The organism is Streptomyces sp. MUM 2J, from assembly GCF_022414535.1.
In the GTDB taxonomy this organism is placed as follows: domain Bacteria; phylum Actinomycetota; class Actinomycetes; order Streptomycetales; family Streptomycetaceae; genus Streptomyces.
In genome coordinates, this window is the sequence record NZ_JADWYM010000007.1 from 199,366 (window position 1) to 212,785 (window position 13,420).

At 73.1% G+C, this 13,420-nt stretch carries 10 protein-coding genes; 8 read left to right on the forward strand and 2 right to left on the reverse strand.

Features of this window, described 5'->3' with window-relative positions; genetic code table 11:
- The first annotated feature begins 59 nt into the window (after positions 1–59).
- From I3F54_RS10070 to I3F54_RS10080, 3 genes are read left to right on the forward strand one after another with little or no spacing between them, the layout of a single operon-like run.
- Positions 60–1,259, forward strand: a complete 1,200-nt coding sequence (locus tag I3F54_RS10070; RefSeq protein WP_240118310.1) for a CaiB/BaiF CoA-transferase family protein — start codon at positions 60–62, stop codon at positions 1,257–1,259.
- Complete coding sequence (locus tag I3F54_RS10075; protein ID WP_240118311.1) at positions 1,256–2,470, forward strand: acetyl-CoA C-acetyltransferase; 1,215 nt, start codon at positions 1,256–1,258, stop codon at positions 2,468–2,470. Before I3F54_RS10070 ends, I3F54_RS10075 begins: the two co-directional genes overlap by 4 nt.
- Positions 2,471–2,516: 46 nt before the next feature.
- Positions 2,517–4,697, forward strand: coding sequence for a 3-hydroxyacyl-CoA dehydrogenase NAD-binding domain-containing protein (locus tag I3F54_RS10080; RefSeq protein WP_240118312.1), 2,181 nt, complete (start codon positions 2,517–2,519; stop codon positions 4,695–4,697).
- A 127-nt stretch (positions 4,698–4,824) separates the two neighbouring features.
- Here the strand turns inward: I3F54_RS10080 and I3F54_RS10085 are convergent, their stop codons facing one another.
- Positions 4,825–5,595 (reverse strand): MerR family transcriptional regulator, encoded by a 771-nt coding sequence (locus I3F54_RS10085; protein ID WP_240118313.1) that lies wholly within the window; start codon positions 5,593–5,595, stop codon positions 4,825–4,827.
- A 240-nt stretch (positions 5,596–5,835) separates the two neighbouring features.
- Between I3F54_RS10085 and I3F54_RS10090 the strand changes: the two genes are divergently transcribed.
- The 3 genes from I3F54_RS10090 to I3F54_RS10100 are packed head-to-tail and all read left to right on the forward strand — an operon-like array spanning position 5,836 to position 8,762.
- The gene (locus tag I3F54_RS10090) at positions 5,836–7,302 is read left to right on the forward strand and encodes an amino acid permease (RefSeq protein ID WP_240118314.1); all 1,467 of its coding nucleotides are present in this window, start codon (positions 5,836–5,838) and stop codon (positions 7,300–7,302) included.
- Between the two features lie 51 nt (positions 7,303–7,353).
- On the forward strand, positions 7,354–7,842 hold the full coding sequence (locus I3F54_RS10095; protein ID WP_240118315.1) for an Appr-1-p processing protein: 489 nt from the start codon (positions 7,354–7,356) through the stop codon (positions 7,840–7,842).
- Complete coding sequence (locus tag I3F54_RS10100) at positions 7,839–8,762, forward strand: PfkB family carbohydrate kinase (protein WP_240118316.1); 924 nt, start codon at positions 7,839–7,841, stop codon at positions 8,760–8,762. The genes I3F54_RS10095 and I3F54_RS10100 overlap by 4 nt, the downstream gene beginning before the upstream one ends.
- A 7-nt stretch (positions 8,763–8,769) precedes the next feature.
- Here the strand turns inward: I3F54_RS10100 and I3F54_RS10105 are convergent, their stop codons facing one another.
- Positions 8,770–10,281: a M1 family metallopeptidase gene (locus I3F54_RS10105; protein WP_240118317.1), complete on the reverse strand. Its 1,512-nt coding sequence runs from the start codon at positions 10,279–10,281 to the stop codon at positions 8,770–8,772.
- Between the two features lie 453 nt (positions 10,282–10,734).
- On the opposite strand from I3F54_RS10105, the gene I3F54_RS10110 reads away from it, so the two are divergent.
- Positions 10,735–11,754 carry an oxidoreductase gene (locus tag I3F54_RS10110; protein WP_240118318.1) on the forward strand — a complete coding sequence of 340 codons (1,020 nt, stop codon included), beginning with the start codon at positions 10,735–10,737 and terminating at the stop codon, positions 11,752–11,754.
- Between the two features lie 49 nt (positions 11,755–11,803).
- Positions 11,804–13,420: ATP-binding cassette domain-containing protein (locus I3F54_RS10115; protein WP_240118319.1), on the forward strand; the 1,617-nt coding region annotated here is incomplete at its 3' end.

The following is a 13,420-nucleotide window of genomic DNA, read 5'->3' on the forward strand; positions in this document are numbered from 1 at the left end:
TGGAACACGTTCTTAGCATCACTGGTGTTACATCGTTTGTGTCACAGCGAGGGGGCTGGATGACAGCGGCACCGACAGCGGGGCAGGGCCCCCTCAGCGGCGTGCGCGTGGTGGAGCTGGCCGGGATCGGCCCGGGCCCCTTCGCCGCCATGCTGCTGGCCGACCTCGGCGCCGACGTCGTCCGCGTGGACCGTCCCGGCGGGCCCGGACTCGGCATCGACCCCGCCTGCGACGTCACCAACCGCAACAAGCGCTCGGTCGTGGTCGACCTGAAGGCGGCCGACGGCCCCGCCCGCGTCCTCGACCTCGCAGCCCGCGCCGACGTCCTCATCGAGGGCTACCGCCCGGGCGTCGCCGAACGCCTCGGCGTCGGCCCCGCCGACTGCCACGCCCGCAACCCCCGACTCGTCTACGGCCGGATGACCGGATGGGGCCAGCAGGGGCCGCTGGCCCAGCGCGCCGGCCACGACATCGGCTACATCGCCGTCACCGGCACCCTCGGCCTGATCGGCCGCGCCGACCAGCCGCCGGCCGTCCCCGCGAACCTGGTCGGCGACTACGCGGGCGGCTCCCTCTACCTCGTCGTCGGCGTCCTCGCCGCCCTCCACCACGCACGCGCGGGCGGCACCGGGCAGGTCGTCGACGCCGCCATCGTCGACGGTGCCGCCCACCTGGCCTCCATGATCCACGGCATGCTCGCGGCCGGTGCCTGGCAGGACCGGCGCGGCGCCAACCTCCTGGACGGCGGCTGCCCGTACTACGGCACCTACGCCACCTCCGACGGGCAGTACATGGCCGTCGGCGCGCTGGAACCGCGGTTCTACGAGGAGTTCGTCCGCATCCTCGGCATCGAGGACCAGGCCCGTGCCCACGAGGACCCCTCGCGCTGGGGCGCCCTGCGCGAGGAGGTCGCCGCCCGGTTCCGGACCCGCACCAGGGACGAGTGGACCGCCCTGTTCGAGGGATCGGACGCGTGCGTGGCGCCCGTGCTGTCCCTGCGGGAGGCGCCGCACCACCCGCATCTGGCGGCCCGCGGCACCTTCACCGACCACGCCGGCCTCACCCAGCCCGCCCCCGCGCCCCGCTTCTCGGCGACCCCGACCGCCGTCCGCACCGGTCCCGCCCGGCCCGGCGCCCACACGGCGGACGTGGCCCGCGACTGGGACGTACCCCACCTGCTTCCCCCGCCCGGAAACCCGGCCGCGCACCCGCACGCGGGAACCACGCCCGGTCACCCTCAGCGAAAGGCCACCTCGTGAGCACCGAAGCGTACGTGTACGACGCGATCCGCACCCCGCGCGGGCGCGGCAAGGCAGACGGCGCCCTGCACGGCACCAAGCCCATCGACCTGGTCGTCGGTCTCATCCACGAGCTGCGCGACCGCTTCCCGGGCCTGGACCCGGCGGCGATCGACGACATCGTGCTCGGAGTCGTCGGCCCGGTCGGCGACCAGGGCTCCGACATCGCCCGCATCGCCGCGATCGCCGCCGGACTGCCGGACTCGGTCGCGGGCGTGCAGGAGAACCGCTTCTGCGCCTCGGGCCTGGAGGCCGTCAACCTGGCCGCCGCCAAGGTCCGGTCCGGCTGGGAGGACCTGATCCTCGCGGGCGGCGTCGAGTCCATGTCGCGCGTGCCCATGGCCTCCGACGGCGGCGCCTGGTTCAACGACCCCATGACCAACCTCGCCGTCAACTTCGTCCCGCAGGGCATCGGCGCCGACCTCATCGCCACCATCGAGGGCTTCTCCCGCCGGGACGTCGACGAGTACGCGGCACTGTCGCAGGAACGGGCGGCCACCGCCTGGAAGGAAGGCCGCTTCGAGCGGTCCGTCGTCCCGGTGAAGGACCGCAGCGGACTGGTCGTCCTCGACCACGACGAGCACCCGCGCCCCGGCACCACCGCCGACTCCCTGGCGAAACTCAAGCCGTCCTTCGCGGACATCGGCGAACTCGGCGGCTTCGACGCCGTCGCCCTGCAGCAGTACCACTGGGTCGAGAAGATCGACCACGTCCACCACGCCGGCAACTCCTCCGGCATCGTCGACGGCGCCTCCCTCGTCGCGATCGGCTCCAGGGAGGTCGGAGAGCGCCACGGGCTGACCCCCCGCGCGCGGATCGTCTCCGCCGCGGTCTCCGGCTCCGAGCCGACCATCATGCTCACCGGGCCCGCGCCCGCCACCCGCAAGGCCCTCGCCAAGGCCGGGCTGACCATCGACGACATCGACCTCGTCGAGATCAACGAGGCGTTCGCCGCGGTCGTCCTGCGCTTCGTCAAGGACATGGGCCTCAGCCTGGACAAGGTCAACGTCAACGGCGGCGCCATCGCCCTGGGGCACCCTCTCGGGGCCACCGGCGCGATGATCCTCGGCACGCTCGTCGACGAGTTGGAGCGCCAGGACAAGCGTTACGGACTCGCCACGCTGTGCGTCGGCGGCGGCATGGGAATCGCCACCGTCGTCGAGCGCATCTGACCTCCTCCCCACGGATCACCACGGATCACCCACGGAGCCACATTCCATGAGCACTGAGCCCACCGCCATCCGCTGGGAGCAGGACGGCACCGGCGTCGTCACCCTCGTCCTGGACGACCCCAACCAGTCCGCGAACACCATGAACCAGGCGTTCCGCGACTCCCTCGCCGCGGTCACCGACCGCCTGGAGGCCGAGAAGGACGGCATCCGCGGCATCGTCGTCACCTCCGCCAAGAAGACCTTCTTCGCCGGCGGCGACCTGCGCGACCTCATCCGCGCGACCCCCGAGACCGCACAGGACCTGCTCGACGGCGGCCTCGCCATCAAGCGCAACCTGCGCCGCATCGAGACCCTCGGCAAGCCGGTCGTCGCCGCCCTCAACGGCGCAGCCCTGGGAGGCGGTTACGAGATCGCGCTGGCCTGCCACCACCGCATCGCGCTGGACGCCCCCGGCTCGAAGATCGGCTGTCCGGAGGTCACCCTCGGCCTGCTGCCCGGGGGCGGCGGCGTCGTGCGCACCGTCCGGCTGCTCGGCATCGCCGACGCACTGCTGAAGGTCCTCCTCCAGGGCACCCAGTACAACCCGCGGCGCGCGCTGGACAACGGCCTGGTCGACGAGGTCGTGACGACCCGGGAGGAACTGATCGCCCGGGCGCGCGCCTTCATCGACGCCCACCCGGAGTCGCAGCAGCCCTGGGACCGGCCCGGATACAGGATCCCGGGCGGCACGCCGTCGAACCCGAAGTTCGCGGCCAACCTGCCCGCCTTCCCGGCCACCCTGCGCAAGCAGACCCACGGCGCCCCCTACCCGGCGCCGCGCAGCATCCTCGCCGCCGCCGTCGAGGGAGCCCAGGTCGACTTCGAGACCGCCCAGCTCATCGAGGCCCGCTACTTCGTGGAGCTGGCGGCGGGCCAGACCTCGAAGAACATGATCCAGGCGTTCTTCTTCGACCTCCAGGCCGTCAACTCCGGTGCCAACCGCCCGAAGGGCGTCGAGCCCCGCCGGGTCCGCAGGGTGGCCGTGCTCGGCGCCGGGATGATGGGCGCGGGCATCGCCTACTCCTGTGCCCGCGCGGGCCTCGACGTCGTCCTGAAGGACGTCTCCGCCCAGGCCGCCGCCAAGGGCAAGGGCTACTCCGAGAAGCTGTGCGCCAAGGCTGTCGCCAGGGGCCGTACGACCCAGGAGAAGGCCGACGCGCTCCTCGCCCGCATCACGCCCACCGCCGAGGCCGCCGACCTCGCGGGCTGCGACGCGGTCATCGAGGCCGTGTTCGAGGACACCGCGCTCAAGCACAAGGTGTTCCAGGAGATCCAGGACGTCGTCGCGCCGGACGCGCTGCTGTGCTCCAACACCTCCACCCTGCCGATCACCGTGCTCGCCGAGGGCGTCCGCAGGCAGACCGACTTCATCGGGCTGCATTTCTTCTCGCCCGTCGACAAGATGCCCCTGGTGGAGATCATCAAGGGCGAGCGCACCGGCGACGAGGCGCTGGCCCGCGCCTTCGACCTGGTGCGGCAGATCAACAAGACGCCGATCGTCGTCAACGACTCGCGCGGCTTCTTCACCTCCCGCGTCATCGGGCACTTCATCAACGAGGGCGTCGCGATGGTCGGCGAGGGCATCGAGCCCGCCTCCGTGGAGCAGGCGGCCGCCCAGGCCGGCTACCCGGCCAAGGTCCTCTCCCTGATGGACGACCTCACGCTCACCCTGCCGCGCAAGATCCGGGGCGAGTCGAAGCGGGCCGTGGAGGAGGCCGGCGGCACCTGGACGCCGCACCCGGCCGAGGCCGTCGTCGACCGCATGGTCGACGAGTTCGGCCGCACCGGCCGCAGTGGCGGCGCGGGCTTCTACGAGTACGGCGAGGACGGCGGGCGCCTGGGCCTCTGGCCGGGTCTGCGTGAGCACTTCACACGGCCGGGCCACCGGATCCCGTTCGAGGACATGCAGGAGCGCATGCTCTTCTCCGAGGCACTGGACACCGTCCGGCTGCTGGAGGAAGGCGTGCTGACCTCCGTCGCCGACGCCAACATCGGGTCGATCCTCGGGATCGGCTTCCCGGGCTGGACCGGCGGCGTCCTGCAGTACATCGACGGCTACGACGGCGGCCCGGCCGGCTTCGCGGCACGCGCGCGGGAACTCGCCGACCGCTACGGTGACCGCTTCACGCCGCCCGCGCTGCTGGTGGAGAAGGCGGAGAAGGGCGGGACCTTCACCGACGCCCGCTGAGCCGCCGCCGGGGCGACGCGCCGACCGGCGGCGTCGCCCCGGAGGGTGCGCCGTCCGGCCGGCACCCCGCCGGACGCGGGTGCCGGCTGCGCGGGGGCGTACGGGGGAGCGGGCGGCAGCGTGCCGTTCAGCCGCCCGGCCGCCGGGCGGCGCGCTCCGCGGGGCGCGAGGCGGCCTGCCCGGTGGTCCGGTCGGCCTCGGCGTCGAGCCACTGGCGCAGCTCCTCCCGCAGCGACCGCTGGAACGTGGTGAGCAGGGCCTGCACGACCAGTGGGTGCATATGGGCGGACAGGGACTTCACGTCCCGCGTGCCGCGGTCGCCGACCGCGGCACGCAGCAGGTCCGACAGCGCGTGTGCGGCGGCGCGGGAGTGCTCGATCAGGGCGGCACGGGCGGCGAGGACCGTCTCCTGCGACAGCGGCACGTCCAGCAGTTCGACGCCGAGCCGCAGCAGCCCGGCGTCGACGCGGTACGCGCCGCCGTCCGGCACGACGACGTCCATGGCCGCCAGCCGTTCCACGTCCGCGTCGGCGAGCGGCCGGCCGGCGCGCCGTCCCAGCTCCGCACGGGTCAGTGTCTCCACCGTGTCCGGTGCCCACGACGCCACCACGGCCCGGTGCAGCGCGAGTTCCCGGGCGCTCAGATCGGGCGGCAGCTGCCCGAGGTAGCGCTCGATCGCGGCCAGGGTCATCCCCTGGTGCTGAAGCTCCTCGATGAGCGCGAGCCGCGCGAGGTGCTCCGGCCCGTAGCGGCCCACCCGGCGCGGGCCGATCACCGGCGGCGGCAGCAGCCCCTTCGTGCCGTAGAACCGCACGGTGCGGACCGTGACGCCCGCGCGTGCGGCCAGCTCGTCGATGGTGAGCGTCGGATCCGTCGGCTGCTCGGTGTCGGTCGTCATGTGCAGCAGTATCGCTGTCTCACCGGCGCTGTGACACGGGAACGCCACCTCGGCACCACCGGAAACCGGCAGGTGGTGCCGGGTGGGGAGCGACGCCGTGTGACAGGGGCCGTCGCAGGGCGGTTGATCCTTCTGCGAAGATGATCTTCCGGCCCGTGCCGCGTCGACGGCGGCGCGGGCCGAGGCACGTACGACACCCGAGGGCAACCCGCTCGGGCGCACCAGAGAGTTGAACCACCCGTGAGCAAGGACGCCGTGCAGACGGCACAGGCCGCCGCCCACCCCGAGGCGGCCACGTCGCCCGCGGACGCGGGCGACGCCGGCTACAGCAAGGACCTCAAGCACCGCCACGTCAACATGATCGCGATCGGCGGCGCGATCGGCACCGGCCTCTTCCTCGGCGCCGGGGGACGCCTGCATGACGCGGGGCCCGCACTGGCCCTGGCCTACCTCGTCTGCGGCGTCTTCGCCTTCTTCGTCGTCCGCGCGCTCGGCGAACTGGTGCTGTACCGCCCGTCGTCCGGCTCCTTCGTGTCCTACGCGCGCGAGTTCCTGGGTGAGAAGGGCGCCTATGTCGCCGGCTGGATGTACTTCCTGAACTGGTCGACCACCGGCATCGCCGACATCACCGCGATCGCCCTCTACACGCACTACTGGAGCCCGTTCACCCCCGTCCCGCAGTGGGTGCTGGCACTGATCGCCCTCGCGGTGGTGCTCGCCGTCAACCTCATCTCCGTGAAGATCTTCGGTGAGATGGAGTTCTGGTTCGCCATCGTCAAGGTCGCCACGCTCGTCGCCTTCATGCTGGTCGGCGTCTTCCTGCTGGCCACCCGGCACGAGGTGGACGGCCGGACCCCCGGCCCGCACGTCATCACCGCCCACGGCGGAGTCCTCCCGCACGGTGTGATGCCCGTGGTCCTCGTCATGCAGGGCGTGATCTTCGCCTACGCCGCGCTGGAACTGGTCGGAGTCGCCGCCGGGGAGACCGCCGAACCGGAGAGGGTCGTCCCGCGCGCGGTGAACTCGATCATGTGGCGGGTCGGCCTGTTCTACGTCGGCTCGGTCGTCCTGCTCGCCCTGCTGCTGCCGGGATCGCTGTACTCCGCCGGCGAGAGCCCCTTCGTCACGGTGCTGTCGAAGATCGGCGTCCGGGGAGCCGGCGACGTGATGAACCTCGTCGTCCTCACGGCCGCCATGTCCTCGCTCAACTCCGGCCTGTACTCCACCGGCCGCATCCTGCGTTCCATGGCCATGGCCGGTTCCGCCCCCCGGTTCACCCGCGTGATGAGCCGCAGCCAGGTGCCCTACGGCGGCATCCTGCTCACCTGCGCCGTCTGCGTGCTCGGCGTGGTCCTGAACTACCTCATGCCCGGTCAGGCCTTCGAGATCGTGCTGAACGTCGCCTCCCTCGGCATCATCAGCACCTGGGTGATCATCATGGTCTGCCACCTGGTCTTCGTGCGCCGCGCCCGGGCGGGCCTGGTGACGCGGCCGGCCTTCCGCCTGCCCGGCAGCCCGGTCACCGAGATCGTGACCGTCGTCTTCCTGCTGGTCTGCCTCGGCATGATGGGGAACGACCCCGAGGTCGGCCGCAAGACGCTGCTGCTGATCCCGGTCCTCGCCGCCCTGCTCGTCGCCGGCTGGTTCGCCGTGCGCCGCCGGGTCGCCCAGCACGTCGACGACGAGTTGAGCGAGCTCACGCGGTAGCCGCGCGGGCGGTCCGGAGCCGATGTCGGTGGCGTCGTCTACGGTGGCGGCATGCCGGAGACCATGCATGCCCGGGGTGACGCCACCGCACCGTCGGGCCGGGGTGCCCAGGCGATCGCCCATGTCCGCAACGACATCGGGGGATGGGGGAGGGGCTTCGGGCGGTCGCTGTCGCGCCGCCGGCCCGAACCGGAGCAGGCCCACCGCGCCCGGCACCGGGCGCGTGCGACGAACGACTGCGCGCTGGGCGCCGTGCGACTCGCCCCGCTCGCTCATGAGGTGGGGGGCGCCGACATGATCGGCCAGCGGGGCGTCGGAACCGGCGGCAGGCGCGCACCCGTGCACCACCAGGCGATCGACGAGGCCCTCGGCCGGCTCGCGGGGCGGACGGAGCAGCTCGGCGCGCCGGTCCAGGTGCCCCGCACGGGGCGAGGACCGGCGGGCGGCCGATGGTCCCGCACCGCGCCGCCCGCCGGCCGCAGGTGGGCCGGAAAGGGGATCGTCACGACGGTGCACGAACTCCGGGAGGGACGCCGGTGAACCGGGACATCGACGTTCTCGTCCTGGGCGGGGCCGGTGCGGACACCATCGTGTACGTGCCGGAGCTGCCACTCCCCTACGCCGACAGCTACATGATCGAGTCGGGGATCCGCACCCGTGCCGGACAGACCGGCGACTTCGTCGCCGTGGGCCTGGCCACGCTCGGCCTGCGCACCCACCACCTGGACCTGCTCGGCGACGACCCCGAGGGCGACCTGGTCCGCGCGCTCCACCGGGACCACGGCATCGGCCTCACCGCGGTCCCGCAGCCGGCCGGCACCAAACGCGCGGTCAACCTCGTGGGACCCGACGGCCGGCGCCTGTCGCTGTACGACACCAGCCGCACCCGCGACGGCGACCGGCTGCCCGAGGACACGTTGCGCGGACTCGCCGCGCGTGCCCGGCACGTCCACGTCTGCATCACCCAGCCGTGCGCGCAGGCGCTGCCCGTACTGTGGGAGGCCGGCGTCACGGTCTCCACCGATCTGCACGACTGGGACGGCGAGAACCCCTACCACGAGCCGTTCGCCCACGGCGCGGACGTCGTCTTCCTGTCGGCCGCCGCGCTGGGCGACCCCGAGCCGGTGATGCGCCGCATCGCCGCACGGGGCCGGGCTCGCACCGTCGTCGCCACGGCCGGCGCCGAGGGCGCGCATCTGCTGACCGACGGAGAGCTGACCCGCATACCGGCGGTGGCGCCGCCCGCCCCGGTGGTGGACTCCAACGGGGCCGGCGACGCCTTCGCGGCTGCCTTCCTCCACGGCCTGCTGAACGGGGAACCTCCCGCGCGGTGTGCCCGCCACGGAGCGATCGCCGGCGCCCACGCCTGTACGGTGCCGTCGACCGGGACCGCCGCGATCGGCCGCGCGGAGCTGTTCGCCCGCGCGGCCGGGACCCGGCCGGCACCGGACGGTTGCTGACGGGGAATCAGCCGGAGTGCCCGTGCACCCCGTTCGTCGCCGCGATCTTCTTCCAGGACCTCGGCGGCACCGGGGCAGCCGGGGAGCCCGTCGCCCGCATCGCCACGGACGCCTCTCGCGCAGCCGGGGCGCCCGGCCGGACCGGCTGGAACAGCCAGGTGTCGAACAGCGCGGCCAGCGGCCGGCCGGAGACGTTCTCGGCCAGGCGCCGGAAGTCGGCGACGGAGGCGTTGCCGTACCGGTACCGCCGCGTCCAGTCCTTCAGGAGCGCGAAGAAGGCCTTGTCGCCGATCTCGTTGCGCAGCGCCTGGATGGCAAGAGCGCCCCGGTCGTACACGGCGATGTCGAACTGGTGGTCCGGGCCCGGATCACCGGGCAGCACCGTCCAGAACGGGTCGCCGGCCGGGTGCGAGGCGTACACGTAGTCGGCCAGTTCCTGTGCCGTGCCCTCGCCCTCGTGCTCGGACCACAGCCACTGCGCGTAGCGCGCGAAGCCCTCGTTGATCCAGATGTCCTTCCATCCCTTGACGGAGACGCTGTCGCCCCACCACTGGTGGGCCAGCTCGTGCACCACCACCGAGGTGTTGGAGCCGTTCGCGAACTGCCGTGGGCTGTAGTAGACACGGGTCTGCGTCTCCAGGGCGTACCCGGTCGTGGTGTCGGGCACGTAGCCGCCCGCCGTGCCGAACGGATAGGGCCCGAAGTACCCGCTGAGCCAGTCCACGATCTCGCCGGTGCGTTCGACGCTCGCCCGGGCCGCCCCCTCGTTCTCGCCCAGGTCTCGGCTGTAGGCGTTGATGACGGGGATGCCGCCCTCGGACGTGCTGCGCGTGATGTCGAACCGGCCCACCGCCAGGGTGGCCAGATAGGTGGTCTGCGGCTTGTCCTGCCGCCAGTTCCAGCGCGTCCAGCCGAGCCGTGATCTCGTCGATTTCAAGCGGCCGTTGGAGATGGCCTGGACACCGTCGGGCACCAGCACGGACACGTCGTAGGTGGCCTTGTCGAGGGGGTGGTCGTTGCTCGGGAACCACCACCAGGCCGCCTCGGGCTCGTTGGCCCCGATGCCGCCGTCCGGCGTGCGGTGCCAACTGGTGAAGCCGTAGGCCTTCTTCGTGGAGGGCACGCCGCGATAGCGGACGACCACCGTGAGGGCCGTGCCCTTGGGCAGCGGCCTCTTCGGGGTGATCGCCAGCTCGTGCTCGCCGGAGGCCGCGAACGACGCGGCGGTGCCGTTGACGCGCACCTCGCTCACATCGAGCAGGAAGTCCAGGTCGAAGCGCGACAGGTCCTGCGTGGTCCTCGCCAGGATCGTCGCCGTGCCCTCCAGCTCGTCCGTGGCCGGCTGGTACTTCAGCCGCAGGTCGTAGTGGGAGACGTCGTATCCGCCGTTGCCGTACTCCGGGTAGTAGGGGTCGCCGATGCCGGGCGCGCCGGGGGAGTAGCTCGCGGCCGATGCCGGGATCGCCAGCAGGACCGACGCCGCGGCGAGTGCGCCCGGCGCGAGGATTCTGCGGTGCACGAGAGCTCCAAGGGGTAGAAGCACGGTGTCCGTCGGGACCCTATGGAATCCCTGTGTCACGGAGCATGTCCACGGCCCCCGCGACCACACGATCGTCATCCGGCCGCCGTGTCCGAACCTCGTGCACACGCTCCTGCCGCCTCGCCGGAGGGCCGCTCCGCAGCCCGCCCGGCGCACGCCGTTCCCCCGTTCCGCGCGCCCCGTCCAGCTCCGTACCGGCCGTGCCCCTTCGACCATCCGTGCGCCGCCCGCGGCACCCTGGGAGCCGTCCGGCCACGCCGGCCGGAGCGGATCCGGGGGGAGTGCCGCGGGCGGGCCGGGGAGGAGCGTGGGGGAGGACCGGCGGAGGGCCGGCCAGCAGCGCACGGGCACCCCCGGGCCCCGCACGCATCGGCCCCGGCACAACGGGCCGCACCGTGCCCGGCTTCCCTCTTCGCCGGGGATACTCACCGTATGTCTGCCGTGTATGCGACCTTCGGCCTCGCCCCGGCGATGCGCGCCGGTTCGGTGCTCGCCGGCGGTGGCTACCAGATCCACCGGGACTTCCTCGACTTCGTCGTGGACGGCCGGCCGCTGCTGCTGTCGCTGTCCGACCTGGACGCCGTCTCCCCGCTCGCCTCCGACGTGCCGCCCGCCCTCTTCACCGAGCAGGTCCGCAGCCTCCTGCTGGAGGGCGGGGCCCTCCTGCCCGGCGGGCGGTACGTGCTCTACGGCTGCCCCGAGTGCGCCGACCTCGGCTGCGGCGCGGTCACCGCGCTCATCGAGCGGGACGGCGACGACTACGTCTGGCGGGACTTCGCCTGGCAGACGTCCGAGGACGTCGACCTGGAGCTCAACGGCTACCCCGGCACAGGGCCGTTCCGCTTCCGCGGCGAGGAGTACCGGGCCGTGCTGCGCTCCCTGCTGGACCGGCCCGAACCGGGACGCCGCCGCGTCCTGCTGATCGGCGCGCGCGTCGCCCTGCTCGCCAGGCTCGCCGCCGTCCTGCGGACCATCGGCGTCGGCGCCGACATCACCCGGGACGCGCACGGCGTGCCCGCCGACGAACTGGGCCGCTACGGCGCCGTCGCGTTCGGCCACACGGTCGGCGAGGCGGAACGCGCCTCCGTACGCGCGGCGTTCGAAGCGGCCGGCCTGGAGGTCGGTTACGTCGACGCACGCACCCCCGTCCTGCCGCTCCTGGTCGCCCGCATCGAGCACGCCCTGGACCGCAGCCCCGCGGAGCAGCGCCGGCTGGCCCGGCTGGTCACCGCGGACGGCGAGGCGCGGATCGAGGTCACCGCGCCGTGCCGGGTCCGCCTCACCGCCTACCGGCTCGGCCGGCTCTCCCGCACCCGGGCGCGGGAGGTGTTCGACGGCGTCCTCGACGCCGGACTCCACCGCATCCCCTTGGACGCGCGGGCGGTCGGGGGCCGCCCCTACGTCGTCGCCAGGACCTCCTCGGAGGTGCTGGTGGAGACGGCGGACCCCTGAGGGAGCACGGCACGGGCCGGTGGCGGCGCCCCATAGAATCGGCGCTCTGATGACTGCAACCCTCGTCGCCAAGAACCTCAGCGCCGGGCACGGCGACCGCACCCTGTTCGGCGGGCTCGACCTCGTCGTCGCGCCCGGTGACGTGATCGGGCTGGTCGGCGCCAACGGTGCCGGCAAGTCCACCCTGCTGAAGCTGCTCGCGGGGCTCACCGCACCGGAGCAGGGGGAGATCAGGCTCTCTCCGCCGACCGCGGCCGTCGGTCACCTCCCGCAGGAGCCGGAGCGCAGGCCGGGCGAGACCGTCCGCGCCTTCCTCGCCCGGCGCACGGGCGTCGCCGCCGCGCAGCGGGCCATGGACGAGGCCACCCGGGCGCTCGTCGACGGGGCTCCGGGCGCCGACGACGCCTACGCGGCGAGCCTGGAGCGCTGGCTGGACCTGGGCGGCGCCGACCTGGAGGAGCGCGCCGAGGAGGTCGCCGACTCGCTGGGCCTCGCCGTCGGCCCCGACCAGCCGATGACCGCCCTCTCCGGCGGCCAGGCGGCCCGCGCCGGACTCGCCTCGCTGCTGCTGTCCCGGTACGACGTCTTCCTCCTCGACGAGCCGACCAACGACCTGGACCTGGACGGACTGGAGCGCCTGGAGCGCTTCGTGACCGGCCTGCGCGCCGGCACCGTCGTCGTCAGCCACGACCGCGAGTTCCTCACCCGCACCGTCACCAGGGTCCTCGAACTCGACCTCGCACAGCGGCAGATCAACCTCTACGGCGGCGGCTACGAGGCCTACCTGGAGGAGCGCGAGGTCGCCCGCCGGCACGCGCGGGACGAGTACGAGGAGTACGCCGGCAAGCGGGCCGCGCTGGAGGACCGTGCCCGGACGCAGCGGGCCTGGATGGACAAGGGCGTGAAGAACGCCCGACGCAAGGCCGGCGACAACGACAAGATCGGCCGCAAGTTCCGCAGCGAGGCCAGCGAGAAGCAGGCCGCCAAGGCTCGGCAGACCCAGCGCATGATCGAACGCCTGGACGCCGTCGAGGAACCGCGCAAGGAGTGGGAACTGCGCATGGAGATCGCGGCGGCCCCGCGCTCCGGGGCGGTGGTGGCCGCGCTGCGGGATGCCGAGGTCCACCGCGGCGGTTTCCGCCTCGGTCCCGTCTCCCTCCGGATCGACTGGGCCGACCGGGTCGCGGTCACCGGGGCGAACGGCGCGGGGAAGTCGACCCTGCTGGGCGCGCTGCTCGGACGGGTTCCGCTGGACGCCGGGCATGCCGCACTCGGCTCGGGCGTGCTGGTCGGCGAGGTGGACCAGGCGCGCGGCCTGTTCCACGGCCCCGAGAGTCTCCTGGAGGCGTTCTGCGCGGCGGTCCCGGACACCGAGCCGGCCGAGGTGCGCACCCTGCTGGCCAAGTTCGGCCTGAAGGCGGCCCATGTGCTGCGCCCGGCGGCGACCCTGTCCCCGGGCGAGCGGACCCGCGCCGCCCTCGCCCTGCTCCAGGGCCGCGGCGTCAACCTCCTCGTCCTCGACGAGCCGACCAACCACCTCGACCTTCCCGCGATCGAGCAGCTGGAGTCCGCCCTCGACGCCTACGCCGGCACACTGCTGCTGGTCGGCGGACTGGTCTACATCGTGAGGAAGTTCACCTCTGGTTCGTCCTCGCGCGGCGACTGG

What these genes read in the sequence shown, in the direction of transcription:
- I3F54_RS10070 (WP_240118310.1), top strand. Translation starts at nt 60, where the DNA reads ATGACAGCGGCACCGACAGCGGGGCAGGGCCCCCTCAGCGGCGTGCGC.
- I3F54_RS10095 (WP_240118315.1), top strand. Translation starts at nt 7,354, where the DNA reads ATGCCGGAGACCATGCATGCCCGGGGTGACGCCACCGCACCGTCGGGC.
- I3F54_RS10110 (WP_240118318.1), top strand. Translation starts at nt 10,735, where the DNA reads ATGTCTGCCGTGTATGCGACCTTCGGCCTCGCCCCGGCGATGCGCGCC.
- I3F54_RS10080 (WP_240118312.1), top strand. Translation starts at nt 2,517, where the DNA reads ATGAGCACTGAGCCCACCGCCATCCGCTGGGAGCAGGACGGCACCGGC.
- I3F54_RS10085 (WP_240118313.1), bottom strand. Translation starts at nt 5,595, where the DNA reads ATGACGACCGACACCGAGCAGCCGACGGATCCGACGCTCACCATCGAC.